The organism is Sphingobacterium sp. HSC-15S19 (assembly GCF_050433745.1).
GTDB lineage: Bacteria > Bacteroidota > Bacteroidia > Sphingobacteriales > Sphingobacteriaceae > Sphingobacterium > Sphingobacterium siyangense.
The window spans coordinates 1-26,830 of record NZ_JBNPWQ010000056.1 but is presented as its reverse complement, the minus strand read 5'-3'; the positions used below and the strand labels follow the sequence as shown (position 1 = coordinate 26,830).

At 39.7% G+C, this 26,830-nt stretch carries 23 protein-coding genes; 15 read left to right on the top strand and 8 right to left on the bottom strand.

Annotation, left to right across the window (positions count from 1 at the left end):
• Positions 1–157: 157 nt before the first annotated feature.
• The 6 genes from L1283_RS27080 to L1283_RS27055 all read left to right on the top strand — a co-directional run bounded on the left by L1283_RS27080 (position 158) and on the right by L1283_RS27055 (position 7,925).
• Positions 158–1,471, top strand: coding sequence for a PDZ domain-containing protein (locus L1283_RS27080; RefSeq protein WP_088162029.1), 1,314 nt, complete (start codon positions 158–160; stop codon positions 1,469–1,471).
• Between the two features lie 522 nt (positions 1,472–1,993).
• On the top strand, positions 1,994–3,385 hold the full coding sequence (locus L1283_RS27075) for an RtcB family protein (RefSeq protein ID WP_312352523.1): 1,392 nt from the start codon (positions 1,994–1,996) through the stop codon (positions 3,383–3,385).
• A gap of 4 nt (positions 3,386–3,389) precedes the next feature.
• A complete protein-coding gene (gene prfH, locus L1283_RS27070; RefSeq protein WP_145327103.1) occupies positions 3,390–4,013 on the top strand; it encodes a peptide chain release factor H in 624 nt (207 codons plus the stop codon).
• Positions 4,014–4,313: 300 nt separating this feature from the next.
• Positions 4,314–5,189, top strand: a complete 876-nt coding sequence (gene prpB / locus L1283_RS27065) for a methylisocitrate lyase (protein ID WP_145327104.1) — start codon at positions 4,314–4,316, stop codon at positions 5,187–5,189.
• Positions 5,190–5,199: 10 nt separating this feature from the next.
• Positions 5,200–6,351, top strand: coding sequence for a bifunctional 2-methylcitrate synthase/citrate synthase (prpC, locus tag L1283_RS27060; RefSeq protein ID WP_145327105.1), 1,152 nt, complete (start codon positions 5,200–5,202; stop codon positions 6,349–6,351).
• Between the two features lie 122 nt (positions 6,352–6,473).
• Positions 6,474–7,925: a bifunctional 2-methylcitrate dehydratase/aconitate hydratase gene (locus L1283_RS27055; RefSeq protein WP_145327106.1), complete on the top strand. Its 1,452-nt coding sequence runs from the start codon at positions 6,474–6,476 to the stop codon at positions 7,923–7,925.
• A 197-nt stretch (positions 7,926–8,122) separates the two neighbouring features.
• On the opposite strand, the gene L1283_RS27050 is transcribed toward L1283_RS27055, so the two are convergent.
• Both L1283_RS27050 and L1283_RS27045 read right to left on the bottom strand, forming a co-directional pair.
• Positions 8,123–10,234 carry a 3-hydroxyacyl-CoA dehydrogenase NAD-binding domain-containing protein gene (locus L1283_RS27050; RefSeq protein WP_286851994.1) on the bottom strand — a complete coding sequence of 704 codons (2,112 nt, stop codon included), beginning with the start codon at positions 10,232–10,234 and terminating at the stop codon, positions 8,123–8,125.
• Positions 10,235–10,264: 30 nt separating this feature from the next.
• The gene (locus tag L1283_RS27045; RefSeq protein ID WP_429626706.1) at positions 10,265–11,440 is read right to left on the bottom strand and encodes an acyl-CoA dehydrogenase family protein; all 1,176 of its coding nucleotides are present in this window, start codon (positions 11,438–11,440) and stop codon (positions 10,265–10,267) included.
• 320 nt (positions 11,441–11,760) lie between these two features.
• On the opposite strand from L1283_RS27045, the gene L1283_RS27040 reads away from it, so the two are divergent.
• Positions 11,761–12,939 carry a thiolase family protein gene (locus L1283_RS27040; protein ID WP_088162024.1) on the top strand — a complete coding sequence of 393 codons (1,179 nt, stop codon included), beginning with the start codon at positions 11,761–11,763 and terminating at the stop codon, positions 12,937–12,939.
• Between the two features lie 123 nt (positions 12,940–13,062).
• Here the strand turns inward: L1283_RS27040 and L1283_RS27035 are convergent, their stop codons facing one another.
• Positions 13,063–13,281: a hypothetical protein gene (locus L1283_RS27035; protein WP_046672939.1), complete on the bottom strand. Its 219-nt coding sequence runs from the start codon at positions 13,279–13,281 to the stop codon at positions 13,063–13,065.
• 304 nt (positions 13,282–13,585) lie between these two features.
• Here L1283_RS27035 and L1283_RS27030 point away from each other — a divergent pair, with 304 nt between their 5' ends.
• From L1283_RS27030 to L1283_RS27020, 3 genes are all read left to right on the top strand, one after another.
• Positions 13,586–14,326, top strand: a complete 741-nt coding sequence (locus tag L1283_RS27030; protein WP_120332790.1) for a histidine kinase — start codon at positions 13,586–13,588, stop codon at positions 14,324–14,326.
• Entirely contained in the window at positions 14,316–15,038 is a 723-nt protein-coding gene (locus tag L1283_RS27025; protein WP_075993168.1) for a LytR/AlgR family response regulator transcription factor, read from the top strand. The genes L1283_RS27030 and L1283_RS27025 overlap by 11 nt, the downstream gene beginning before the upstream one ends.
• Before the next feature lie 176 nt (positions 15,039–15,214).
• The gene (locus L1283_RS27020) at positions 15,215–17,482 is read left to right on the top strand and encodes a cation:proton antiporter (protein ID WP_145327108.1); all 2,268 of its coding nucleotides are present in this window, start codon (positions 15,215–15,217) and stop codon (positions 17,480–17,482) included.
• 50 nt (positions 17,483–17,532) lie between these two features.
• On the opposite strand, the gene L1283_RS27015 is transcribed toward L1283_RS27020, so the two are convergent.
• Positions 17,533–18,657: a DEAD/DEAH box helicase gene (locus tag L1283_RS27015; RefSeq protein ID WP_145327109.1), complete on the bottom strand. Its 1,125-nt coding sequence runs from the start codon at positions 18,655–18,657 to the stop codon at positions 17,533–17,535.
• A 187-nt stretch (positions 18,658–18,844) separates the two neighbouring features.
• Positions 18,845–19,036, bottom strand: coding sequence for a cold-shock protein (locus L1283_RS27010; protein WP_046672944.1), 192 nt, complete (start codon positions 19,034–19,036; stop codon positions 18,845–18,847).
• Between the two features lie 563 nt (positions 19,037–19,599).
• Here L1283_RS27010 and L1283_RS27005 point away from each other — a divergent pair.
• Positions 19,600–20,883, top strand: coding sequence for a Gfo/Idh/MocA family protein (locus L1283_RS27005; protein ID WP_145327110.1), 1,284 nt, complete (start codon positions 19,600–19,602; stop codon positions 20,881–20,883).
• A gap of 81 nt (positions 20,884–20,964) precedes the next feature.
• Here the strand turns inward: L1283_RS27005 and L1283_RS27000 are convergent, their stop codons facing one another.
• From L1283_RS27000 to L1283_RS26990, 3 genes are read right to left on the bottom strand one after another with little or no spacing between them, the layout of a single operon-like run.
• Complete coding sequence (locus L1283_RS27000; RefSeq protein ID WP_088162017.1) at positions 20,965–21,582, bottom strand: alpha/beta hydrolase; 618 nt, start codon at positions 21,580–21,582, stop codon at positions 20,965–20,967.
• A 23-nt stretch (positions 21,583–21,605) separates the two neighbouring features.
• The gene (locus tag L1283_RS26995) at positions 21,606–21,944 is read right to left on the bottom strand and encodes a GNAT family N-acetyltransferase (RefSeq protein ID WP_349681407.1); all 339 of its coding nucleotides are present in this window, start codon (positions 21,942–21,944) and stop codon (positions 21,606–21,608) included.
• Entirely contained in the window at positions 21,944–22,870 is a 927-nt protein-coding gene (locus L1283_RS26990) for a ring-cleaving dioxygenase (protein WP_088162016.1), read from the bottom strand. The genes L1283_RS26995 and L1283_RS26990 overlap by 1 nt, the downstream gene beginning before the upstream one ends.
• 366 nt (positions 22,871–23,236) lie before the next feature.
• On the opposite strand from L1283_RS26990, the gene L1283_RS26985 reads away from it, so the two are divergent.
• The 4 genes from L1283_RS26985 (at position 23,237) to L1283_RS26970 (ending at position 26,740) form a co-directional block, all read left to right on the top strand.
• The gene (locus L1283_RS26985; RefSeq protein WP_088162015.1) at positions 23,237–23,722 is read left to right on the top strand and encodes a nuclear transport factor 2 family protein; all 486 of its coding nucleotides are present in this window, start codon (positions 23,237–23,239) and stop codon (positions 23,720–23,722) included.
• Between the two features lie 135 nt (positions 23,723–23,857).
• On the top strand, positions 23,858–24,682 hold the full coding sequence (locus tag L1283_RS26980) for a glycoside hydrolase family 16 protein (RefSeq protein ID WP_286851987.1): 825 nt from the start codon (positions 23,858–23,860) through the stop codon (positions 24,680–24,682).
• Between the two features lie 164 nt (positions 24,683–24,846).
• Positions 24,847–25,425 (top strand): helix-turn-helix domain-containing protein, encoded by a 579-nt coding sequence (locus L1283_RS26975; RefSeq protein ID WP_075994857.1) that lies wholly within the window; start codon positions 24,847–24,849, stop codon positions 25,423–25,425.
• A gap of 184 nt (positions 25,426–25,609) precedes the next feature.
• A complete protein-coding gene (locus L1283_RS26970) occupies positions 25,610–26,740 on the top strand; it encodes a DUF5690 family protein (RefSeq protein WP_429626705.1) in 1,131 nt (376 codons plus the stop codon).
• Positions 26,741–26,830: the final 90 nt, after the last annotated feature.

Genomic DNA, 26,830 nt, shown 5'->3' with positions numbered 1-26,830 from the left:
CGAGACTACACTAGATAGTTCAGAACCTGAACTTCTTTAGATTACAAAAATACTTTTTTGTCTAAATATTTGGAATTTAAAACAGTACCTTTTTTTTATAAACGTTCTTTAATCTGAATATTCTTGTTTAAATTGGAAATACCAAATATAAACTTGGATGAAAACAGTTTTTTTATCGCTGGCACTGCTGTGTTTTTTCATTACTCATGGGCAAGTAGGGTTTGTCTTAAACGGGAAAAAGAATGTTAAAATTCCTTTTCTTTTCGTACATAACCTGGTGATTATACCTGTACAGGTAAATGGATATATGATGAACTTCCTGTTGGATACGGGGGTTAAAGAAACCATGATATTTGGCGAAACATTAAAGTCAATTGATAGCGCTGTTTTTGTTAATAAATTTCAGGGATTGGGCAGGGAAGAGGGGTTGGATGGCTATTTATCCATACATAATCAGGTGAATATTGCTGGGGTATATGAAGATTTAGACCAACCGATCTATATTCTTCAAAATGCGCATATTGATATCTCTACCCGGATAGGAGTAGAAGTTAATGGAATTATGGGAAGTCGCTTTTTTGAAAACCAAATGATAGAAATGGATTTTCAAAAACATCGTATTACCTTATATGCCAAGGCTAACCGGCCCAAGGGACTTGACAAGATGCAGCGTTTGCCGCTGGATATTTTAAATAGTCGTCCCTATACTGCGGTTGCTTTTAAACAGGGGAGTGTTTCTATTGATGGTCGCGTATTGATTGATATGGGAAATAGCGATGCCTTAATGCTAATTCCTTCAAAGTTAAATAATTTTGATATTAAGCCTCCATTTATTGATGACTACATTGGGCAGGGGTTTAACGGTGAGATTTATGGAAAAAGAAATCGAATCCGATCGCTCGAACTTGGGCCGTTTACAATGAACTATCCCCTGGTAGCCTATCCTGAATTGAGTTCGTTACAGCATGCAACATTTGTGAGCGAAAGAATAGGTTCCATTGGAAACGAGTTGTTACGCCGATTTAAGGTCGTATTCGATTATCCCAACAAGTCGATATATCTTCATAAGAATAAAGATTTTGATCGCTTTTATTATTTGAATATGAGTGGTTTGGAGATTATACATGATGGTATTAAATACGAAAAAGAAGAAATACCTGTCGTTCTGCAAAAAGATGGCGGTACAGAGGTAAGAATGGGTAACAGCGTACAGTATCGCTTTGTACTTCGAAATATGTACAAAATTGCGACTGTTCGTGATGGTTCGCCTGCGGCAATCGCAGGACTAATACCCGGAGATAAGGTTGTACGGATCAATGGTAGAGCTGCATCGTCATTTTCCCTGGAGTCAATTCACAATCTTTTTAAATCAGAAGAGGGAAAGGAAATGCATTTTCGAGTGACCAGAGGCGAGAAGACACTCGACTTTAAATTTGTGTTAAAGGATCCGCTTCCATTTAACTCGGATTAAATTTTTGCTAATTTTGCTATTTTAAACTGAACTTACTTATATTTGCACTTGATAATAATATTTTAATAATTTAAACACGAAAAGATATGTTGGTCGCTAGAATAATAACACAGCAAGCTTTTAAGGCAAATGGATTTGTCGAAAGCAATCTTCGTGCTTTTCGTTTTATTTAAGATATTTTTCGAAATAGGAGTGCATCGTGTCTCTTCAATCCGCTGGAGTGAATAACAGGTCGCTTTACTTCTTTTGAAAAACTAATTTATACAGATGAAAAAGCCGAAGTTCATTCGGGCTTTTTAATTTTCCGGATTTTCGTTTCTATTTAGATAGTCAAAGCTCTTCAGGGCTGCAGCGTTTTTGAAAAACAGGTGCGTTCGACTCTATAGGAGTAATTGACTGTGCATTAAGAAAAAATGCTTAATAGAATCGTAATCCCCAAAAGAATATTCCCGAAATTTTTTCAACAATGCTGCCGATTTCCAAGAGGAAATTGATGGCTAATTATTTATATTTTTTATAAAAATGGGAAGTAAATTAGCGGGAAAAGATCTAGTAAAAATAGGTTTTCCACAAAATAATATAGTTAATACAGCTTTAGGGCTGATCACAAGGTATCGAAAGAAGGAAAATAAAGAAACCATTCTTCTTGAACTTACTGAGTTGATAGAAGCTCCGGAGCGATTTATGGGGCATAAAATATGGGGAAAGGTCTCTGAAGGACTTGTTAAACCTGTTGAAGTACGCATGCAGGAGCTTCATTCACATTGTGCTCCATTTAGCATATTTGGTGAAAATGAAATTGATGAGCAGGCAAAAAGACAGTTGTATGATGCACTGAGATTGCCTATTTCAAGGCAAGGTGCACTGATGCCGGATGCACATACAGGGTACGGACTTCCCATCGGCGGAGTACTGGCCACAGAAAATGCCGTTATACCCTATGGTGTAGGAGTAGATATCGGTTGTCGGATGAGCCTATCGATATTTGATTTACCGGGTAGTTATTTCAAAGGAAGGGAATTCCAACTGAAAAATATATTGAAGGAAAATACCAAATTTGGTTTAAATGACACACATCGTGATAAGCATGACCATGTTGTTTTCAGTAGAACTGAATTTCAGGAAATCCCACTATTAAAATCCCTGTTGGGTAAAGCTTACAGACAATTTGGGACTTCCGGTAGTGGAAATCACTTTGTCGAATTGGGCATTGTTGAGCTTCAAACCGTGCGGGAGGAATGGGGGATAAATCCAGGACAGTATGTGGGGATTTTATCCCATAGTGGCTCTCGAGGCTTGGGGACAAATATCGCTAAGCTTTACACAAGCCTTGCGGCGCAACAATGTCCATTACCGCGTCATGTCCAACATTTGGCCTGGTTGGATTTAGCAAGCCAAGAAGGACAAGAATACTGGATGGCAATGAATTTGGCTGGAGAGTATGCCCAGGCCTGTCATGCAGACATCCACCGACGTTTGGCGAAAGCACTTGGCGGTAATCCCGTGGTAACGATCGAAAATCATCATAATTTCGCATGGAAGGAATTCGTGAATGGGGAGGAATGCATTGTTCATCGGAAGGGAGCAACACCTGCAGGCAAGGGCGTGCTGGGGGTGATTCCCGGCTCGATGACAGCGCCAGGGTTCATTGTGGAGGGAACGGGAAACCCCTTAAGTTTACAGTCTGCATCCCATGGAGCTGGGCGTGTCATGTCGAGATCTGCCTGCAAAAATAATTTGACAAAAAGCGCTATGCTGAAAGATCTGGAAGCACATGGTGTGGAATTGATTGGCGGCGCATTGGATGAATCACCACGTGCGTATAAAGATATTCATCGGGTGATGAAATTACAGCAGGAGTTGGTAACTGTTCTCGGAACGTTCAGTCCGAAGATTGTACGTATGGACAAATAAGGTTATGAATGAAAGGTATTTACAAATTTCTTCGGGACGAGGTCCTAAGGAATGTAATATGGCCGTTAGGTTGGTAGTCGACAGAATCTCTTCTGAATGTAGTAGAGTAGGAGTTGAGGTCACGGAAATAGAAACAGAAGAAGTGGATGGACTTCCTTGTTCGTTGATTGTCAGATTGAGAGGAAAAGATATGGATCAATTGATTGATCATTGGATTGGTACAATCTGCTGGGTGTGTAAAAGCCCTTTTCGTCCTTTACACAAACGGAAGAATTGGTTTGTCGAAGTTAAAACGTATCATCCGGGTAAAAAGGAAAAGGTGTTGGATGTGAAGGATGTATATTTCCAAACGATGCGAAGTAGCGGTGCAGGTGGACAGCATGTCAATAAAGTAAGTTCTGGCGTTAGAGCGACGCATGCTCCGACAGGCATAAGTGTTCAGGTGATGGATACGAGATCACAATTGCAGAATAAAGAGATCGCAATGCTGCGCTTGGCTGCACGTCTGCGGGATTTGGAAAGCGTTGAGTTAAATACGGCCAAAGAACAAAAATGGAAAAACCAAATCGAGGTGACGCGCGGACAGGCGAAACGGGTCTTTGTTGGACGTAATTTTGTCGAAAAATAGTATTTCTTGAGCATTGGATCCTAATTGGCAATCCATGAAGTCAATTGGGTTTTGATAGGGGCTTTGAACCATAAGTTCAAGGCCCCTTGAATTTGGGGATATGCTGGTTTTGTTTTTTAGCCGTATTTTCTTCTGTGATTTACCTTGAATGTAGAAAATAATTTGTTTTATTGCATTGATAATTCCTATCTTTAAGAGGAAGGGCCTAAAAATGAGTTCTTCAGACTAAGTAAACTTAAGTAGTCGCTGTAGCCTGTATCTAGAGAAGGCTATAGGGCTTGGAATTTCAAATTCGATATTATGATAAAATCCCCGGGCTTCCTTTTTAAGGAAGCGATCAAGAATGAAAAACCATTACAAATTGTTGGAGCGATTAATGCTAATCATGCGCTTTTGGCTGAGCAGGCTGGTTTTAAAGCTATTTATCTTTCTGGAGGCGGTGTTGCGGCAGGTTCACTTGGAATTCCAGATCTTGGGATTACAACACTTCAGGATGTTTTGATTGATGTGGATCGCATTACAAATGTGTGTAAGCTTCCTTTGCTGGTGGATATTGATACTGGCTTCGGTCCTTCGGCATTCAATGTGGCACGTACAATAAAGTCTTTAATTAAAGTGGGCGCGGCGGCAGTTCACATGGAGGATCAGGTGGGGGCTAAACGTTGTGGTCACCGGCCTGGGAAAGAGCTCGTCTCGCGATCTGAAATGGTTGACCGCCTAAAGGCGGCCGTGGATGCACGAACGGACGAGCATTTTGCCATTGGTGCACGTACGGATGCACTTGCTTCTGAAGGCCTTGAACTTGCTTTGGAAAGAGCGGTGGCTTATAAAGAAGCTGGAGCGGACTTTATTTTTGCTGAAGCAGTACATCATTTGGAGCAATACGTTCAATTTAGTGCGGCAACTGGCCTTCCCATTTTGGCGAATATCACCGAATTTGGACAAACACCGTTGTTTAGCCTGAATGAACTACGTCAAGCCGATGTTTCTATTGTCCTTTATCCACTATCTGCTTTCCGCGCCGCTAATAAAGCGGCTACAACTGTTTATCGTCACATTCGGGAAGACGGTGGGCAGCTTAATGTAATCGACGACATGCAGACGAGAGAAGAGTTATACAGAAGTATCGATTATTATGCCTATGAAAATCGATTGGATCAATTGTTTAACAAATAATTATATTCAGATGGAAGAGACAAACAGCACAGGTTTTAAGCCCAAAAAAAGTGTAGCACTCTCTGGTGTAGCAGCTGGCAATACGGCTTTGAGCACTGTCGGAAAAAGTGGTAATGATCTGCATTATAGGGGTTATGATATTTTAGATCTGGCGCATCAGGCAAGTTTTGAAGAGGTCGCTTATTTACTTATTTATGGAAGTCTACCAACACAGGCCCAGCTCGTCACTTATCAAAGTCAGCTGATCAGTCAACGTGGTCTGCCTATTACTGTTCAACAGGTCCTCAAGCAGTTGCCATCGACGGCACATGCCATGGATGTTTTACGGACTTATGTTTCTTTTTTCGGCAGTGTTTCGCCCGAGAAAGACAGTCATCCCATTGCTGGTGCCCGTGACATTGCAACTCGCCTGATGGCTTCAATGGCCTCAGCACTGCTGTACTGGTATCATTTTAGTCAGCATGGACGTGAGGTGCAGGTAGAGACATCGGATGCAACGTTGGGTGGGCATTTTTTGCATCTGCTACACGGAAAATCGCCATCGTCTTCTTGGGTAAGAGCGATGCAGATTTCACTCAATTTATATGCCGAACATGAGTTTAATGCATCTACATTCACAGCTCGGGTAATTGCTGGTACAGGATCAGACATGTATTCTTGCATCGCTGGTGCGATAGGTGCGCTACGTGGACCTAAGCATGGCGGAGCCAATGAGGTTGCTTTCGAAATTCAGAGTCGTTATGCAAATGCTGATGAGGCGGAAGCGGATATCCGGAAGCGACTGGCAAACAAAGAAGTCATTATTGGTTTTGGCCATCCTGTATACACAATCTCGGATCCAAGAAATCAAGTGATAAAACAAGTGGCAAAAGAGCTGTCGGAAGAAGCGGGCGACATGACGCTCTACCTGATCGCTGAGCGGTTGGAAAAAGTCATGTGGGAAGAAAAGAAAATGTTTCCGAACCTGGACTGGTATTCTGCGGTGTCCTATCATATTATGGGCATTCCAACAGAGATGTTTACCCCGTTATTTGTCCTCTCGCGTATTACAGGCTGGTCAGCGCATGTTTTCGAACAACGTCAGGATGGAAAAATTATCCGACCAAGTGCAAACTATGTTGGTCCTGAGGACAGACCGTTTGTACCTCTTTCCGAACGGTAATTTTGGATCGGGAAAAGGCGTTAAAAGGTGCTTTTGAACAGAGGGCTTTGAGGAAGAACTTAGCGCAGGAAAAAACGAAATATATTAATAAATAGAACGAGAGTCTTATACGAAATACACGAATGAGTTCAGCAATATCAAATGAAAGACCACAACCGGATCAGGTTTTAGTGGACATTGTGGACTATGTCCTAAATTATAAAATTGAGGGAAAGGTCGCTTGGAATACGGCGTTTTACTGCTTTCTTGACACCATTGGCTGCGGCTTGGAAGCATTGACCTATCCTGCCTGCACCAAATTGTTGGGGCCAGTTGTGGCCGGGACCATTGTGCCGAACGGTGCTCGGGTGCCGGGTACAGATTTTCAATTGGATCCCGTTCAGGCAGCATTCAATATCGGCACGATTGTTCGATGGTTGGATTTTAATGATACCTGGCTGGCAGCGGAATGGGGACATCCATCCGATAATCTAGGGGGAATTTTAGCAGTGGCAGATTGGTTGAGCCGAACGAATATTGCGAATGGGCAAAAACCGCTGAAAGCTAGGACGGTTCTTGAGGCAATGATTATGGCCCATGAGATACAAGGTGTCTTAGCACTTGAAAACTCGTTTAATAAAGTGGGGCTAGACCATGTTATTTTGGTGAAGGTAGCTTCAACAGCGGTCGTAGGTAGGCTCATTGGCCTCACAAGAGAAGAGCTGCTCAACGCGGTTTCTTTGGCTTTTGTTGATGGACAAGCCCTACGGACTTATCGGCATGCGCCAAATACCGGCAGCCGAAAATCTTGGGCAGCCGGCGATGCAACTTCGCGTGCTGTCCGATTGGCCTTGATCGCAAAAACTGGAGAAATGGGCTATCCATCTGTTTTGACAGCACCAATATGGGGATTTTATGATGTGTCTTTTAAGGGGAATCCATTTAAGTTTCAGCGGGGATATGGATCTTATGTGATGGAAAATATTCTCTTCAAAATTTCATTTCCCGCAGAATTCCATGCACAGACAGCTGCCGAAGCGGCTATGCAACTTCATCAACAACTGAAAGAATTTGGAAAAAGCAGTTCAGATATCGCCCGTGTAACCATTCGTACACATGAAGCGGCTATCCGGATTATTGATAAAAAGGGGCCTTTGCATAATCCTGCCGACCGCGATCATTGTATCCAATATATGGTTGCTGTGCCTCTAATCTTTGGACGTTTGACGGCTGATGACTATGAAAATTATATCGCTTCGGATCCAAGAATTGATGTACTGCGCGATAAGATCTCCTGCGTGGAAGATGCTCAATTCACCGCTGACTATCACGACCCACAGAAACGTGCCATATCAAATGCTTTGACAATAGAACTGGTTGACGGTACAATATTGCCTGAATTGGTCGTTGAATATCCGATAGGTCATCCAAGAAGGAGGGCGGAGGGAATTCCTAAATTAATCGAAAAATACAAAACAAATCTTGCTCGGGTATTTTCTGAAAAACAGCAAAAGGAAATACTTACAGTTACTTTGGACTACGATACTTTTCTCGAACAGGATGTCTCGCAGCTGATGGATCTGTTTGTGCGCTAATGATATAGAGAGGCGGGGTGATCAAACTATTTGTTTTGTCACCCCTGCTTTCGTTTCTATTACAGCGTTAACTATACCGAATATTCTTTTTAAGGTCGCAACCTTTTGTTTTGTTGTTTTTATGATTACCTGATACTTTAGTGCACTTAAACAGCTTATGTACGCTTCTTTAGACGAAAGAACATAGATTGACTAATCTATCGCCAATTTGAGTCAAAATCACTGTAAAATTTGAAATTCTTTTTTGCCAGTTCTCTTAAAGATTCTGGTATATCCCATTGCTCACCTTTGGCCTGAAAGTCTTCGCATTCAGCAATGAAAGTAGGAAGCGTTGTACGGTCGATATGTCCAAATACTCCACCTGTATAGGATGCATACCCTACACCTAAAATAGAACCAATATCGCCATCGATGGGTTGGTTGAGTACGCCTTCTGCGAGACATCGATAGCTATCCAATGCCATGACATGCAACAAACGTTTCCGGATAATTGAAGGTGTTACATTTTCCTTTGCAGATGCAATTACAGGGTTTTTCCAAATGGTTTTCTTTTTGGTTTCAACGTCATAATCGTAAAATCCAGCGCCCGATTTTTTTCCTTTTCGTTCCTGATCGACCATTCCTTTGAGGTAGGTATATGCGCGTTTTTGGCTGGCATGCAGACCGGGTAATTGATCATAAACGTGTAGCATCAATTCCAATGATATCTCATCCAATACTGCCAATGGGCCCACGGCAAATCCTGCAGCCATCGCTTCCTCTTCGACCAGTGTCGGTGAGATGCCTTCCAGTACCATTGTAATACCTTCGAGTAAATAATTGAAGAAAATACGCGAGGTGAAAAAACCCGGACCATCCTGCACGACTATTGGAATTTTATTGAGGCGTAAAGCTGTGATAAGTGCTTTCTCTAAGGTTTTTTGCTCGGTTTGTTTACCGCAGATGATTTCGACAAGGGGCATGCGGTCAACAGGCGAAAAGAAATGCATTCCTATAAATTTTTTAGGATCATTGCTTGCTTTAGCAAGCTCAGTAATAGGCAATGAAGTGGTATTTGTAGCGAAAAAGCCATTTTGGTTTAAATAGGGTAGGCTTTCTTTTGTGACCTCAGCTTTTAGGTGGAAATCTTCAAATACAGCTTCTATAATGCAGTCAGATCCATTAAGGTCATCGACTTGGTCAGTTGGTTTTATGCGTGCAAGCAATTGCTCCCGTTGTGATGGGTTCATGGCCCCTAAAGCCAATGATTTTTCACAAACATGGCTAGAATAGGCTTTGCCCCGTTCGGCTTGGGGAAGTGTAACGTCTTTTAAAGCAACTTCTATTCCTGCTCGGGCGGCCTCATAAGCAATCCCCGAGCCCATCATCCCAGCACCTAGTACACCTATTTTATTTAACTTATAGTTGTCGAGATGTTTTATTCTATCGGGTGATTTTGCCAATTTGACAGCATAGTGAAGTGTACGGACCATGCTGAGTGGTTCGGGGCAATTGAAGACTTCCAGGTATAAAATTGCTTCTCTTTCACTAGCTTCAACCGCTGTAGATGACGGGTTTTTTCTTAATAATTCAATAACTGCGTTTGTGCCGGGGTACAAACCGCGTGCTTTTTTTTGGATAGCAAGAATTGCTTCAGGATTCAGTTCGTCAGTTTGTTCTGTGTGATGGCCAGCATTGGTAGTGGGTAGATTAAGTATCCAGTTTATTGCTAATGATAGGCTGTCGCTGGGCTTCTGCGCCAATTCATTGATTAACCCAAGTTTATACGCTTCTTCACTGCTCAGAAGTTTGCTTTTTGTCAGCAGATTTAGGGCATTTTCAGTACCTATCAATGCTGGTAAATAGATCGTTGTACCAAAAGCTGTAAACAAGCCATACTTACTCTCCGGAAAGCCAAACTGAAGTTTTTCGGAGGCGATACGACAATTAGACCATAGCATGGTCGCTAGGGCAATAGCTGTACAATTGTCTGAAATAATAGATACAATGGGTTTTTTAAACGTTTCCCAATGCAATACTTTTGATGTAAGCTTGTATAAGTCAGAAGGTCTTGAGCGGCTTGAAGAAAACTGCTCAAATAATTGCGTATATTCGATTTCTTTGTCTTGAATCGGGCAGCTGTATAGGACACCTATGGTATCTTCCTGTTCGAGAATGAACGTAACCAAATCAACAAATTGCGTGAGATAGTCTATAATATCCAATTGCTCGGGAGCTGCTGTCGATAGCGGATGGATTGTAATGATGTGATGATTATCCTGTTCTACACGAAAGAGCGTGTGGGTCATATAAGATTTATTTTCATCCATTGTACTTGGTGATAATTTTTAAAAAGCGTTCTATTGTTTGGACTTTCCTGATTGATAAGTCACATGATCTATTGTCATTTTCGCGATAATTTCAAGCATGATTTCTGAGGTTCCCCCGATAATGGTGCCGACACGGACATCGCGATATAAACGTGCGATTTTATAATCTTCTGTAAACCCATAACCACCAAATAATTGGAGACATTGGTTTACGACATTGACGGCGAGCTCACTTGCTTGTAGCTTCGCTATGGAACATTCTTTGACTGCATATTCGTTTTGGTCCTGGAGATCACAACAATGGTAGACAAAGGCTTTCGTGGTAGCGATATCTGCTGCCATTTGTGCGATTCGGTGCCGTATTGTTTGAAATTCCTGGATTTTTTTTCCAAAGGCTTCACGTTGTGCGATATAATCAAGTGTATACTGAAATGCGGATTCTGCGGTAGCGAGACTATGGATAGCTGCGGTAAGCCTTTCCAATTGAAGTCCATCCATTAAATAGCGAAATCCTTCTCCCTCCATGCCGATGAGATGAGAAATAGGGACTCGTACGTTATTAAACCCTAGCTCGGCGGTATCAGAGGCGTGCCAGCCTAGTTTATTGATTTTGCTTGACGAGACCCCAGTTGCATTTCTGTCAATAAGTAATAAGCTTATACCCTTTGTTCCCTGATCAGAAGCAGTTTTGACTGCTGTAATGAAGAAATCACCGTAATAACCGTTGGTAATAAATGTTTTAGATCCATTGACAATATAAAAATCGCCATCCCGGACAGCTGTTGTTTTGATCTGCTTTACGTCAGAACCAGCCCCGGGTTCAGTAATAGCAACAGCACTGACCATATCACCGGCAATAACTGGTTTAAGATAGCGTATTTTCAGATCTTCTGATCCATATTTCAGTAGGTATGGAGCCGACATAAACTGAATGACAAGTGCGGAAATGGTAAATCCTCCAGAAAAACAATACGATAATTCTTCGCAGAGTATCAAGGAATAATAAAATTCAAGCTCTAGTCCACCATACACTTCTGGATAATTGAGTCCCATCAATCCCATATCACCCATTTTCTTCCACACATTTCGGTCGATCTCACCCCGTTTTTCCCAATCATCGACGTAAGGTGTAATTTCTTTTCGAATAAATGCGCGAAGTGTATCGCGAAAAATCTGATGCTCAGCTGTAAACTTGATTGTCTGCATAATCGTTTATCTTGCTTTTGGTTATCTTATGTAAGGCGGTCTTTTGAATGACCATCTAGTAGGATGTTATCTAAACGAATTTAACGAAAAGCCTTGGCTTTTTGCAAATTTTTATTCTTTATTTTTCGTTCAATTGGTTAAGTAGGGAAGTTTTTGCATTATTTTTTTTCTATTTATTCTGTTTTGATAAAAAAAATAAAACCGACTTGTTGTGGGTTATCTGTTATATTTTTTATCTTTAAGATTAGGAAGGGTTGTTGGGGATATGCTAGCAATAAGCCCTCAAAATTTTAGCAGAACAATTATAAACTTTTTATATCATGTCAAAGAGTGTATTTATCGTTGCAGCGAAACGCACACCAATTGGAAGTTTTGGTGGTGCCTTGTCATCTATTTCGGCGCCAAGTCTTGCGGCCCAGGTTGTTGGGGCTGTAGTTGATGAGGCGGGTATTTCCCGCGATATAGTGGATGAGATTATTATTGGTGCTGTTTTGCAAGCTGATTTGGGACAAGCGCCTGCCCGGCAGGTAGCCCGGTTAGCAGGTTTGTCGGATCATACCGCTGCAACGACCCTTAATAAAGTATGTGCTAGTGGAATGAAAGCAATAGCTGTTGCTGCGCAAAGCATTCTATTGGGAGATGCTGATATAGTGATTGCTGGTGGGATGGAGAGCATGAGTAGGGTGCCATATTATACGAATAGTATGCGTTGGGGAGCCAAATTTGGAGCTCAGAGTCTGGTTGATGGTTTACAACGTGATGGTTTGAGCGATGCTTATTCGAATGATGCAATGGGAATGTTTGCAGAGTTGTGTGCCGAGAAATATCATATTGGCCGTGAAGAACAGGATGCTTATGCGATAAGTTCCTATAAAAGAAGCCTGGACGCTTGGCAAAAAAATAAGTTTTTAAACGAGGTTCAACCTATAACGATACAAAGTCGTAAAGGAGATGTCGTCGTTTCGCGCGACGAAGAGTTTTCGCAGGTCAATTTTGATAAGATACCCGAGCTTAAGCCTGCCTTTAAAAAAGAGGGGACTGTAACTGCCGCAAATGCATCGACAATAAGTGATGGGGCTGCTGCGGTGCTGCTCATATCTGGCGAGAAATTGGAAGAACTTGGACTTGTCCCCTTAGCAGAGATTATTGCTTATGCTGATGCTGAACAGGCTCCGGAATGGTTTACGACTACACCAAGTGTAGCCACGGAAAAGGTGTTAAAAAAAGCGGGATTGACACTAGAAGACATTGATTATTTTGAATATAATGAAGCTTTTTCCGTGGTGGCTTTGGTGAATGCACAAATTTTGGGTTTACCCATGAACAAAGTAAATGTTTATGGAGGAGCGGTATCTTTGGGGCACCCATTGGGATGTTCGGGCGCTAGAATTGTTGTAACACTAAGCAGCATCTTAAGACAGGAGGGGGGATCAGTAGGGCTGGCAGCGATATGCAATGGTGGCGGTGGTGCCTCTGCAATGATTATTAAAAAGATTTGATGCTTCTTCCAGATAAGATTGCTTTAATTTTATCTGGAAGAAGCTCACGCTTATTGAATTCGGGTGTTTTTAACCACATAGCTTCCTGGAAACTTATTTTATTTGCTATACAAGGTCGTACTTCTACTCCTCATATAGACGGCTTGCCTCGACTCCATGGAGCGCCAGTTCTGATTCGATTTCCGTTGGGTTGAGTCGAATGCCTTCTATGGTTAACAGATTATAAATAGAATCCAAGTCGATCTTCCATTCGTGGATGCCATTCAGTTTTTCAACAGCTTGTTTGATTTTGTCTACAAGACTGGGATGTTGTGCATTAGTTTCGAAAATGAGCTTTTCCATAGTGTTTCATATTAGGCCTGATTAAAAATCAGGCGGGTTTAACCAAAATAGCGTAGACAATCATTTGATCGGCTAATTACAATAGTCTCAATATAAGGATAATAATCTTAAATTAATGCTTTGAAATGACTAAATTGTAATGAAACTGTTAATTTTTGTAATAAATATATGGAAATTTTATAGTCGTTAGATTGCCTTTAAAACACCGGATTTCATTTTATTGTAATCGAACAAGTCTATATGTGGATTTCGGATTTTCTAATACGACGTTTTCATTGGTATAGAAATTTTAAGTAAGTTTGAAATGAACATGACGACTGAGACCTCGAATATAATCATCCTGTTATTGCTGGCAATTGTTGCTTTAATATCGGGTTTGTACCTCTTGTTAAGACAAAAATATAGGAAACTTGAGGTAGAAAATAAACGACAAAAGGAGCTTTTTAATCGTATGGACAATCAGAAGATTGACGATTTCCATCGGGCCCAATTAAATCCCCACTTGCTTAAAAATTCATTGAACGGAATACTTTCACATGCCTATCAAACCTATTACACCATGGATAAGTTGGCTATGGTATTGGACTACGTTTTGTATGAAAGTGAAGATGAACTCGTTTCACCTAAAGCAGAGATTGAGTTTGCGCGTAATCTCATTGAGATTAATAAGGTAAAACTGAGTCCCTTATTTGATATACGCGTTAAGTTTGATATTGATGAACTAAATAGTTCCTTGTTGAATACACCTTCATTGGTCCCTTTGATGTCTGTGGATTTAATTGAAAACGCATTTAAACATGCAGATTTCCATGGCCCTGATTCTTTTATTTCTATCATGCTGACCTTTAAGAATGGTTTGCTGGAGCTCATTGTGAGCAATCGAATTTCAAAACGTTCGCCCCTACAAAAGGCCAAAAGTGGAATAGGCAGCAAAACGTTGGAAGAGCGGCTCATGTTGTATTATCCAGGTAGACATCAACTGCGCAGGTTTGTAGAAAATGATGTATATAGTGCCCACCTTCAAATCAGATTGTATGCGGATTGAAAGAAGTTTGAAATGTGTTCTTCTGGATGATGAAATACCAAGCTTGAGGTTCTTGAAAATGCTCTGTGAGCAAATTCCAGGGGTAGAGGTGGTGAAAACCTTTAATGAACCAGCAGCATTGTTGAGAGAATACCGTTCACTAAGTTTTGATTTTTGTATTCTGGATATTGAAATGCCGGAATTTAATGGATTTGATGTAGCCAGAGAACTCAAGGATTTTCCGATTGTGTTTTCTACCGCATATAAACAATATGCGAGCGATGCTTTTGATATTAATGCTGTAGATTACATGCGTAAACCAATATCTCTGCAACGTCTTCAGCAGGCCATTATGAAAGTAGAACAAATAATCAATAATAAAGCTGAAATTGTCTCGTTTGCACAGTTTAATACGAATAAAGGAAAAACGGTATTGTATTTCGATCAGATTAACTATGTTCAAATAGCTGAAGTAGACAGCCGTGATAAAACAGTTTATTTGGCTGATGGTTCGTTCATTTTGTTGAAAAATATAAGCTTCGATAAGTTGATGGAGATTTTGCCTGAGCATGACTTTATACGCATCAATAAAAAAGAGATCATTGCAACCAAGATCGTTAAATTTTTCTCCGCTGATCAAATAACAAGCAACTTGTTTGACGAACAAGATATGCCTCTTTTGTTTAATTTGGGGGAATCGTACAAGAAAATGTTTTTCGAGAAATTCAGTTGATTACATTTTTTTTTTGTTTCATTACATATTTCCTTCCACCTAGCAGCTGAAAAGCACTAAAACTCTTACAGAATTATATTTTTGTTGAGACTGTATTTTATCCCTCCTTGTTTAGAGAATATTGGTTGGGACTTAGTATGCTATTGTCATTATATTTATTTTAATTGCTATTGAAGATGAGGAAATATAAGAATACAATTTTCTATGTAGTTTTAGTTGGTACATTACTTGGGGTGATGTATTGGGTGATTCATTTGGGGGCACAGCTAGAGGCTCCAGAACTACTGCGTGGGGAGAAAACAAGTCAAGGTGCCTGGAAGGATTTTACATCAACTTTATTCCATAGTCTGCAGCATCCGCTAGCGATATTATTGGCTCAAATCGTGACGATCATTATCGCGGCACGTATTATGGGCTGGATTTGCATTAAGATTAAGCAGCCTGTGGTAATCGGAGAGATGCTCGCAGGTATCATATTGGGACCATCATTGCTGGGGCTCTATTTTCCTGAATTTTCGCATACACTTTTTCCTGTAGAATCGCTCAGTAATTTGCAGTTTTTGAGTCAAATTGGGCTAATCTTATTTATGTTTATCATTGGAATGGAGCTGGATCTGAATGTGCTGCGAAATAAAGCGCATGATGCTGTTGTCATTTCTCATGCAAGCATTGTGATCCCATTTACGTTGGGAATTTCATTGGCTTATTTTTTATACCTATTCCATCCACCTACAAATGTAGAGTTTCTATCCTATAGCTTGTTTATTGGTATTTCCATGAGTATCACAGCATTTCCTGTCCTTGCCAGAATTATACAAGAAAGAGGATTGCAAAAAAGTAAGCTAGGTGCAATGGCGATTACCTGCGCGGCTGCAGACGACATTACGGCTTGGTGTATACTCGCTGTCGTAATTGCAATCGTCAAAGCCGGTGATTTTGCCAGTGCGTTGTATACAATAGGGCTTGCTGTTGCTTATGTGCTCATTATGATTAAGATCGTGCGCCCATTTTTGATGCGCGTAGGAGAGGTGAAAGGTAGTAAGGAAGCTTTGAGTAAACCTGTTGTTGCTATTTTCTTTATTGTGCTGTTATTGTCTGCTTATGCAACCGAAGTAATCGGTATCCATGCACTTTTTGGTGCATTTATGGCGGGAGCAATCATGCCCGAAGGAAGTCGATTCCGAACAGCATTCATCGAAAAAATCGAAGATGTCTCTACTTTGTTATTGTTGCCTTTATTTTTTGTCTATACTGGACTGCGTACGCAGATCGGTCTACTTAATGATCCTCAGTTATGGATGATTACCATTGGTATTATTTTGGTCGCGGTTATTGGGAAATTTGCAGGTAGTACGTTGGCGGCGCGTTTTGTCGGTCAAAGCTGGAAAGATAGTTTGAGTATCGGCGCGTTAATGAATACGCGGGGTTTGATGGAACTTATCGTCCTCAATATTGGATACGATCTTGGCGTTTTAAGTGCTGAATTATTTTCGATGATGGTCGTTATGGCCTTAGTGACCACCTTTATGACAGGGCCATCCTTAGATCTTATCAATTTTCTCTATCGACCAAAGAAGAGTTTATTGCAGGAAGATATCCAGGATAAATCGAAATTTAAGATTCTATTGTCTTTTGCGAAAAGTAATACTGGGATTTCGCTACTGTATCTAGCGGATGCTTTAACGTTGAAATCGAAAAAGAATGCTGAGATTACTGCATTACATATTGAACCTTCAAACGAATTACATCATTATGAGGTGGAAACCCAGGAACTGGATAGTTTTCGTGAAATCAAGCAGGTCGCTCAGCAACTCGAACAGCCTATTCAGACAGTATTTAAAATTTCTAGTGATATCGATAGTGAGATTGTTCAAACTTCCAATGAACGCGATCAGGATTTATTACTTTTGGGTGTCAGCGAATCCATCTATGAGGGGAGTTTATTGGGGCGATTTTTAGATTTTACTACGCGGATTGTAAATCCTGAAAAGTTATTCCATACGGTTACAAATGCCGAGTCTCCCTTTACGACATTTGATAGAAATCAGCAGATCAACGCCAAAGTGAATGCAATGGTAGGCATTTTAATTGATAAAGACTTTGTGAAGGCGAAGCGAGTGATCGTTCCTGTTGTTTTGAAAAATGATGAATTTCTATGTGAAATCATACAGCGCCTTATTCAGCATTCGGATGCTCAGATCATCGTGTGGGATCTGAATCAAGTGCTGAAAACCAATGAAAGCTTCAAGGAGAAATTGAGGCAATTGGAACAACTTGTTCCCAACCATCTCACAATAACGGAAAAAGAGTTAAACAGTGATACCTGGCGGGACCATGACTTAATGTTGATCAGCCTGCCCAGCTGGAACAAAATTGTCAATAAAAAAGTACATTGGCTTCCTTTTACGCCATCTACACTGTTGATGGCGGATCGCAAACCATAAATAAAACGTAAAAAGCCCCTAGGGGCTTTTACTTAAGGTGTTATCAAGATCTAATTATTGATCTTTTCTATCTTGATTTTTAGTCCGATCAATTTTTCGATATCAGCCAAATACGGTCTTTCTTCTACATCGCAAAAAGAGATGGCTTTTCCTTCCTGACCAGCTCTTCCTGTTCTACCAATGCGATGAACATAGGTTTCCGGTACATTTGGGAGATCATAATTAATCACAAGCGGTAGTTGTTCGATATCGATTCCTCTTGCTGCAATATCGGTAGCGATCAAAATTTTAAGATGACTGTCCTTAAATTCACCTAAAGCTTTTTGTCTTGCATTTTGCGATTTATTTCCGTGAATGGCCGCTGCTCTCAAGCCATTTTTTGCAAGCAACTTGACGATTTTATCCGCTCCGTGTTTTGTTCGGGAGAATACAATGGTGCGCTCATGCTTCAGCTTTTTTAATATGCTCGTCAATAATTTGATCTTCTCCTTCTTTTCAACAAAAAATACAGATTGATTTACTTTCTCGGCTGTTGAGCTTACCGGGGTGACGTCAACTTCAATAGGCTTGTGTAATATGCCATGCGCGAATTTACGGATATTAGGAGGCATTGTCGCCGAGAAGAATAATGTCTGTCGCTTTGAAGGAACCTTGGCGAGGATCTTCTTGATGTCATGAATAAAGCCCATGTCCAGCATGTTGTCCGCCTCGTCTAATATCAAGATCTCGATTTTATCTAGAGAAACTATCTTTTGATTCATTAAATCCAGTAAGCGGCCTGGGGTAGCAACAAGAATATCAATACCTTTTTTAATTTCTTTAACTTGCTTTTCTTGGCTTACTCCACCAAAAATAGTGCAATAGTTTAGTTTTAGATATTTTCGGTATAAGTTGATATTGTCTCCAATTTGAATGGCTAGTTCACGTGTTGGTGTAAGAATCAAAGCTCTAATGGGAACGAGTTTACCTGATGTCTTAGTTTCTTCAAGACGTTGTAAAAGCGGAAGTGCAAAAGCGGCCGTTTTACCGGTTCCCGTTTGTGCACAGCCAATAAGATCGTTTCCTTGCAATACAATTGGAATGGCTTTTTGTTGAATTGCAGTAGGGTGTGTATAGCCTGTTTCTGTTATTGCTTTTAAAAGCGGAGCGATTAAACTGAGTTGTTTAAATTCCATAAATAGTATGTTCGAATTTGTCTTAAATAAAACCTTTGAGAATCCTTTTTATGCTTTTTATTTGAAAACTAAAAGTCTTCAACGGAAAAGTAAAAGATTGCTAAAAAATTGTAAAGGAAGAATAGGAAAAAGAAATGGGATAAGTCATTAAGAATTACCCCATTAACAAGAAAGTGTATTTTTTGGATTACGCCAATTTTACATTTGTAGCGCTGATCCCCTTTGGAGTTCTTTCTACATCATAAGTAACAACGTCGCCTTCAGATACTTGGTTTTTAAGCGCAGAAACGTGTACGAAAACATCTGCACTACCATCCTCTGGTGTAATAAAACCAAAACCTTTAGTTTCATTGAAAAATTTAATTTTACCTGTATTCATTATTTTTAATTAAGTGCGGCAAGGTAGGCATAATAAATGATTAATCTTTTATTTTTTTTAATGAATTATAAAATGGGTTGTGTAACTGAGCGTTTTTTTGAACGAGATGTTGATTGAAACAGCGTTAGAAGGAGGAATTTATCGAACAAAAATGTATAATAAAACACGATCTCGCCAACCAATGTAACATGGTCAACTCATGATGCTGTTGTTAATGGTATTATTAATTATTTAGATAAATATTTTTTCTAAATGTTTGTTCTTAGTGAAATTAGTAGTAACTTCAACCGCCCCTCCCAAGGGCATGTTTTTCATAGGTAGATGTATGGTCGAGTGATTCTAACTCGACCATTTTTTGATAGGGGTACGCTAGGTTTGTCTATATATATTTTACAATGCTTTTTGCGAGCACCTAGATTCATTTTTGTATTTTCATCGAAGCAATTTGTTTTTAATAATAAAGAAAGCATTCTTATTTAGGGCATTCATCTAAGCATATGTATTCTGTTCGTTTTGACAATTTAGATGATATCCAGTAAAAACAAAACTTAAACCAATATCCAATGAATAGAAAAGATTTTATCAAAACGTCCACTGTTTTAGCTGCATCGTCATTTTTCTTAAATGCTAAAGGTTCAAACTTTTTAGATCGATCCATCCGGGTTGGATTAATTGGTGTAAATGGTATGGGCTGGTCTGATTTGAATGCATTGTTAAAGAATGATGGCTTGGTGTGTACTGCTCTTTGTGATGTGGATGAAAATATTCTTAAAAAGAGAGCAGAAGAACTTCAAAAAAGAAATATACAGGTCGAAACGTTTGTAGATTATAAGAAGATGCTCAATAGCTCGATTGTGGATGCGGTCATTATTGCAACTCCGGATCATTGGCATTGCCTGCAACTGGTAGATGCCGTAAATGCTGGAAAGCATGTATATGTCGAAAAGCCCATCGGTAACTCCATTGTTGAATGTCAATTAATGGTTCAGGCAGCAAAAAAGAATAAGGCTATTGTACAAGTCGGGCAATGGCAAAGAAGTCAGCAACATTTTAAGGACGCCATTGATTTTGTTCATTCCGGTAAATTGGGCAAAATAAGATTGGTAAAAGCTTGGTCTTATCAAGGGTGGAAAAGTGCTATTCCCATCGTGCCCGATGAACCGGTTCCTGCAGGTGTACATTATACGGAATGGCTAGGTCCGGCACAAAAAAGACCATTTAATTCGAATCGATTCCATTTTAATTTTCGATGGTTTTGGGACTATGCAGGAGGTTTGATGACAGATTGGGGTGTGCATATGTTGGATTATGCTTTACTTGGGATGAAGGTTTCTAATCCAAAATCTATTATGGCCTCAGGAGGTAAGTTTGCGTTCCCGGACGATGCAGGCCAAACACCTGATACGATGACTGCTGTGTACGAGTTTGATGGCTTCAATATTCAATGGGAACATGCCAAAGGAATTGATCTCGGACCTTATAACCGCAATCACGGTGTCGCATTTATTGGTAACAATGGTACGCTGGTCTTGAACAGGTCGGGCTGGGAGGTCATTCCAGAAAAAGGAAGGATGGAAGCGGTCTCTATCCAACCTTCTTTAGATAACGGACTGGACAAACATATGGAAAATTTTGTAGCATCCATTCGCCAACGTAATCCACAAGTACTTCATGCACCAATTGAAGTGGGGGCACACATTGCCATCTTTTCTCAGCTCGGAAATATAGCATTCAGAACTGGACAAAAACTCTATTGGGATAAAGATAAACAGCATTTTACCGATCAGAAAGCAAATAAATACTTAGCTTCGGTTTATCATAACGGCTATAAATACCCAAAAGTATAATGCTTAAAATTGGTTGTTGATTAATTATTATAATCAACAACCAATGGATTATTCCTTACTGATTATTCACTCCTTTATTTCTTAAAGAACAAATTCATTTGCAAGATCGATCTCCTCGCGATTGATGGAGTGCCCCGCGTTTTGATATACCATGAGCTTTACATTGGCATTCATTTGTGCTAATATGGATACTGTAGCTTCAACGCGTTCAAGAGGAACATGGAAATCAGGATTGCTAGTGCCAATAAAAATAGGCGTTTGTGCGAAGTCACCGGTGTAATTATCCCTGTTAATTTCTTCGCCTATTACTCCGCCAATAATTGCTATAGCGCCACCATAGCGCTGCCCATGCCGTGCAAGATATTCTAGTGTTAAACAGGCACCCTGAGAAAAACCAAAAAAATAGATATTTTCGGCGAGGATCCCATTGTCTAAAGCTAGTTTAACTGTATGATCGATCAGATCAATTGCGGAACTCAACCAGGGCTCGTTCTCATGTACGGGAGCAATAAAAGAATAGGGGTACCAAGTGTGATTTTCTGCCTGCGGTGCAAGTAGTGCAAAATTATCGACATGAAGATAGGATGACATGCCAAGGATGTCTTCTGCACTCCCCCCACGACCATGGATCATGACAATGGCTTTTTCTGCCTGTTCTAAATTTTTACCAGCTGTTTTAATATTTATTGAATGACTCATTTTATGCTTTCATGTAGGGTAGTTTATACCGTTTTTTTAAACCAAACGTCTTGATATAGTTCTGGATGACGATGAAACTGCGCATTTACATAAGGACATAATGGAACAATTTTCATGTTGTTTTCGCGCGCATGAGATACCAATTTCTCGAGTAGTATTTTTGCAAATCCTCTTCCCTCATAGGCTTCGTCCACCTCTGTATGGTAAACAACGAGATTACCGTCAATGATAGCGATACTCATCAAACCTGCTTTGCGTTCATCGGAGAATAATTGAAGCTCTCCACGTTGATTTTTGTCTAATACAATTTCAGTTCTTTCCATAATTTCCTCGTTTGTATAATGATGTTTATATAATTTAATTAATCGATTTTTGGCAATGTCTGTTCAATCTGCGAACGGTAGTTTTCATATTGCTTCGGCAATTTGAGTGCCGATCCTAAGCTGGATAGTGGTTCGTCTACCGTAAATCCGGGATTGTCTGTCGCGATTTCAAATAAGACACCACCAGGTTCACGAAAATAGAGTGAGAAAAAGTAATCTCGATCTATTTTTGGTGTGATATCTAGCCCTGCTGAAAGTACCTTTTCACGATACTCCATCAAAACATTGTCGTCCTTTACCCGAAATGCGACATGATGGTTTGTACCGGCTGCATTTTTGCCGTATGGTAGATTTTTATCCGCTATTATGTCAACGCTATTAGCCGTATCAATGCTATCCGTTGTTAACCTATAACGATTATCATGCTGTTGTTGGAGCGAATAACCCAAAATATCGGTCAATACTTTTAGCGTCGGATCTGCTTCTTTTAAAGAAAGCGTGATATTATGGAAGCCTTTTAGTGCATGTTCGCTATTGATGTCAGTCGTTGTCCATGCCTTTCTATTATCTTTCGTTTCAATAAACTGAAGCTGCAATCCATCAGGATCATTAAATGAAATTAGCTTCTCTCCAAAAATTTCACTTTCCTGTAAACTAATCTGATGTTCCCCTAAGCGATTTTTCCAAAAATCCAAACTCCCTTGAGGTACGGCATAGCCAATATGAGTCGCCATTCCTGCTCCTGCGGTACCTTTTCCGATACCTTCCCATGGGAAAAAAGTGAGGATCGTTCCGGGGTCCCCCTGTTCATTGCCGAAGTAGAAGTGGTAGGTGCCAGGGTCGTCGAAATTAACTGTTTTTTTGACAAGGCGTACACCCAGTACTTTCGTGTAAAAATCGAGATTTCGCTTTGCGTTGTCTGCTATCGCAGTAATGTGGTGTAACCCTAATATTTTATTTTCCATATCTGATAATTTTATTTTCTTAACTAATGTAAAGTTACGCCGACCAACAGGGAATTTTATTGAACTAGATTAATAAAAGCTATAATTGACATTTTTGTTTTTTAGGGAATAGTGATTTTCGAAAATATATAAAAAAACACCTGAAGTTGGGGACTTCAGGTGTTTAACCTAACCAATTATTAACCTAAATTTATGAAATGTATATTTCTGAATATTATACTACAACATCAAATCCAATTATCATGCCACTATTTAATAGTGTAAATGAACTCAGATAAAAGCGTTATATATTGTATAATTTAGGTAAATTGGATTGTACTAATATGAGGTGGGAATTGAAGACTTCAATTAAAAATAGATTTAAAGATGAAAAATAGAACAATGGTTAAGGTCATCACTTTCTCTGTTTTATTGCTAACGCTGGGTTGTCAGCAGCCGCAGACAAATGAATCAAAGGAGGCTGCACAAAAACAACTTGACGAAAACAAAGAGAATAAAAGAATCGTTTTAGATTTTTATCAGCAAATGTTTGGTGATAAGGATGTCTCTGCAGTTGATAAGTACATTTCCCCTCAGTATATCCAACATAATCCCTCTGTTGCGGATGGAGCGGCAGCATTTAAGCTCGCTGCAGCGAAATGGTTTGAAGGACAACCTAAAACAAGGATTGATGTGCAACACATTGCTTCGGATGGAGATTTGGTCTTCATACACCTAAAGAATAAGAATCCAGATGGTAGTCTTAAATCGACTATTGATATATTCAGGCTGGAAAAAGGTAAAATTGTGGAGCATTGGGATGCACAGCAAGATGTGCCTAAAAATGCAGCAAACGCACATCCTATGTTTTAGGGATAGCAATAAATCGCATTTCCTTTTTCCTCTGCGTTTTAGTCCCTCTTAATTGTTCGGGAATCTATCAGGTATGGTAAATTATGTCTAAATTTAGGCCTAACTCATTTTTTTCGCAAACCATTAATGTTAATCATGAAAAGAGTCTTCGGCCTAAGTTATTTTTATCTGTTGTTTTCTGCATGTAGTGTGCATTATCGTCCGAAAGATCATCCGTATGTATATGTTCAAAAGAAAGATCGAGAGGTTAAGGAATGGAAGCTAGTATGGGAAGAGCACTTTAATTCCCCTAAGCTAGATAGTAGTAAATGGTCCCGGATTCCAGCGGGAGGAGCTGATTGGAACCGGCATATGAGTATGGATGATGCCTGTTTTGGATGGGAAAATGGTGAGTTAATTCTTAAAGGAATAAAAAATACAGACAAAAATAAAGATTCAAGACTATTTTTGACAGGTGGGATATGGAGTAAGGGAAAGTTTGCTTTTCAGTACGGACGCATAGAAATCCGAGCTAAACTTGGAAGTGCAAAAGGGGCATGGCCTGCCATGTGGATGCTGGCGGAGTTAGATAAGTATGGGAAGTATCCGAGAAATGGTGAAATTGATATTATGGAACATCTTAATTTTGATCATATCATTTACCAGACAACACATTCATACTATACCTTAGATCTGGGGCAAAAGGAGAATCCCAAACATTTTGGTACCGCTTCGATCAAATCAGAAGAGTACAATACATATGGTATAAGCTGGTATCCCGATCGTATCGTATTTCAGTTGAATGGTGTTGACACCTTTACTTATCCAAGAGTTAATGGGGTAGATCCTTCTCAGTGGCCTTATGATCAGCCCTTTTATCTATTGATTGATCAACAGTTGGGCGGGAGCTGGGTTGGTGAGGTAAATCAAGACCAACTGCCTGTTGAGATGCGTGTTGACTGGGTTAAAGTTTACCAATAGTGCTTACCAATTCTGAGAGGGATAAGAGACGAAAAAAATCGCCTATTAATGAACTGCAGTTTTCTGATAACAGTTAAATATCCTAATTTTAGAGGTGACCTATGATTAGGTGACAAAAACTTAATATACACGACATAGGAAAAATGTTTACTTTTGGCCAAATTATGGAAGATAATACGATATTCAAGATTAGCAATAAGATTAAGGAAATTCGAAAAGAAAAAGGAATTACCATACAGGAAGTTGCTGATAGAGCGGGGGTAAGCAAGGGACTTATTTCGCAGATTGAAAATAACAGAACAATACCCTCCCTACTGGTATTGATTAATATCATCAATGCACTGAATATTGATCTTAATGAGTTTTTTAAAGATTTTAATTCTGAATTGGATTCAGGCCCCGTGGTCGTTCGGAAAAAAGATACTTATAGTCCGTTTGAAAAAGAGTCGGCTATTGGTTTCCATTATAAAAGGATTTTTACATCTGCGATGGATAGTTCGACCATGGACATTGTTCTTTTGGAGTTGCTTCCGGATGCACAACGACCAATGGTTGAGACCGAAGCTTATGAATATAAATATATCATTAGCGGGCAGGTTGAGTACATCTTCAATGATCAAAAAATTAGCTTAGAAGAGGGCGATTCGATCTTTTTTAATGGCCGATTGTCACATACACCGCGTAATGTTGGAAGTGAAAAGGCCGTCATGCTAATTGTATACTTTTTTGAAAATAAGAAATAGAGGATAACATGTTAATTGTCAGGGCATCATTGAATCATTCAGTGATGCTTTTTTTATTTTATACTTTTCGTATCGCAAAGGGATGCTTATATTTGTTTATAAATACTTAACAAAAGTTTAGTCTTGTGTTAATTTCCAAAATTTACTTTTGATTGCGGACAATGAGGTCTGTTAACAAGTTTAAATGATGGAGTTAAACCAACGAATAAAAAGACGCATAAATAGACTGGATGAGAAATCTGTGGCTATTGTTCTGGCTGTTACAGCATTTTTATGTTATACGAGTATGTATTCATTTAGAAAGTCATTTACGGCATCTGCTTTTGCAAATGATACTATTTTTGGTGTCGATTATAAAGTCTGTATGGTGGTCATTCAAATGCTGGGGTATTTGTTGTCCAAGTTTTATGGCATTAAATTTATCTCTGAAAGTAAACAGCGTAGTAGAGGGCGGTATTTGATCGGTTTGATTTGTATTTCATGGATAGGTCTTTTGGCATTTGCAGTTTGTCCGAGACCTTGGAATGTTGTCTTTCTTTTTATCAATGGTTTTCCATTGGGAATGGTTTGGGGTTTGGTATTTAGTTATTTAGAAGGAAGGCGGTTTACAGAGATTATGGGGGCAGTGATGTCTGTGAGCTTGATTTTCGCGTCAGGACTGATAAAAACGGTTGGGCGGTGGTTGATGTCTTCTTTTCATGTTAACGAGTTTTGGATGCCATTTTTGACGGGTTTACTGTTTTTTCTGCCCTTTGTTTTGTGTGTATGGGTATTGGAAAATGCTCCAGGGCCAACAGAAGAAGACAAGAAGCTCCGGACGGAGCGCATTGCGATGGATAGTAAAATGCGAAAACACTTTTTTAAAACCTTTATGCCGGGTATCGTTTTGACTATTATCGTTTATACGATGCTTACTATTTTACGTGATGTACGCGATAATTTTGAGGTTGAAATCTGGCAGATGTTACATGTGAAGGGGGCGGGCATTTTTGCAAAAGTTGATGGGACTATCTCCTTGATTGTACTGCTGCTGGTAAGTTGTCTAATCATGGTTAAAAATAATCTTAAAGCATTTAAGTTGATCCACTATATGATCATTATAGGTTTTCTGACTGCAGGTATTTCTACCTATTTGTTTACAAAACAATGGATTGACGGTTTAAGTTGGATGTTGCTCGTCGGTTTGGGCTTGTATATGGCATACATCCCTTACAATGCGATATTTTTTGAGCGAATGATCGCAACATATCGTATGAAAAGTAACATCGGCTTTGTTATGTATATGGCTGACTCAATCGGTTATTTGGGTATGTAATCTCACCCTAACTAGCTATATCCAAAACTAAATAATTCCAATCGAATTTATTGTTATTATCTCGTTGGAAAGTCGGGAAATTCTCCTGTT

Coding starts and splice junctions, on each gene's coding strand:
- L1283_RS26975 (WP_075994857.1), top strand. CDS start 24,847: ATGGAAGATAATACGATATTCAAGATTAGCAATAAGATTAAGGAAATT.
- prpB (WP_145327104.1), top strand. CDS start 4,314: ATGATAAAATCCCCGGGCTTCCTTTTTAAGGAAGCGATCAAGAATGAA.
- L1283_RS27040 (WP_088162024.1), top strand. CDS start 11,761: ATGTCAAAGAGTGTATTTATCGTTGCAGCGAAACGCACACCAATTGGA.
- L1283_RS27080 (WP_088162029.1), top strand. CDS start 158: ATGAAAACAGTTTTTTTATCGCTGGCACTGCTGTGTTTTTTCATTACT.
- L1283_RS27020 (WP_145327108.1), top strand. CDS start 15,215: ATGAGGAAATATAAGAATACAATTTTCTATGTAGTTTTAGTTGGTACA.
- L1283_RS27010 (WP_046672944.1), bottom strand. CDS start 19,036: ATGAATACAGGTAAAATTAAATTTTTCAATGAAACTAAAGGTTTTGGT.
- L1283_RS26990 (WP_088162016.1), bottom strand. CDS start 22,870: ATGGAAAATAAAATATTAGGGTTACACCACATTACTGCGATAGCAGAC.
- L1283_RS27035 (WP_046672939.1), bottom strand. CDS start 13,281: ATGGAAAAGCTCATTTTCGAAACTAATGCACAACATCCCAGTCTTGTA.
- L1283_RS27000 (WP_088162017.1), bottom strand. CDS start 21,582: ATGAGTCATTCAATAAATATTAAAACAGCTGGTAAAAATTTAGAACAG.
- L1283_RS27025 (WP_075993168.1), top strand. CDS start 14,316: ATGCGGATTGAAAGAAGTTTGAAATGTGTTCTTCTGGATGATGAAATA.
- L1283_RS26980 (WP_286851987.1), top strand. CDS start 23,858: ATGAAAAGAGTCTTCGGCCTAAGTTATTTTTATCTGTTGTTTTCTGCA.
- L1283_RS26985 (WP_088162015.1), top strand. CDS start 23,237: ATGAAAAATAGAACAATGGTTAAGGTCATCACTTTCTCTGTTTTATTG.
- L1283_RS27005 (WP_145327110.1), top strand. CDS start 19,600: ATGAATAGAAAAGATTTTATCAAAACGTCCACTGTTTTAGCTGCATCG.
- L1283_RS27075 (WP_312352523.1), top strand. CDS start 1,994: ATGGGAAGTAAATTAGCGGGAAAAGATCTAGTAAAAATAGGTTTTCCA.
- L1283_RS26970 (WP_429626705.1), top strand. CDS start 25,610: ATGATGGAGTTAAACCAACGAATAAAAAGACGCATAAATAGACTGGAT.
- L1283_RS27050 (WP_286851994.1), bottom strand. CDS start 10,234: ATGGATGAAAATAAATCTTATATGACCCACACGCTCTTTCGTGTAGAA.
- prfH (WP_145327103.1), top strand. CDS start 3,390: ATGAATGAAAGGTATTTACAAATTTCTTCGGGACGAGGTCCTAAGGAA.
- L1283_RS27015 (WP_145327109.1), bottom strand. CDS start 18,657: ATGGAATTTAAACAACTCAGTTTAATCGCTCCGCTTTTAAAAGCAATA.
- L1283_RS27055 (WP_145327106.1), top strand. CDS start 6,474: ATGAGTTCAGCAATATCAAATGAAAGACCACAACCGGATCAGGTTTTA.
- L1283_RS27045 (WP_429626706.1), bottom strand. CDS start 11,440: ATGCAGACAATCAAGTTTACAGCTGAGCATCAGATTTTTCGCGATACA.
- L1283_RS27030 (WP_120332790.1), top strand. CDS start 13,586: ATGAACATGACGACTGAGACCTCGAATATAATCATCCTGTTATTGCTG.
- prpC (WP_145327105.1), top strand. CDS start 5,200: ATGGAAGAGACAAACAGCACAGGTTTTAAGCCCAAAAAAAGTGTAGCA.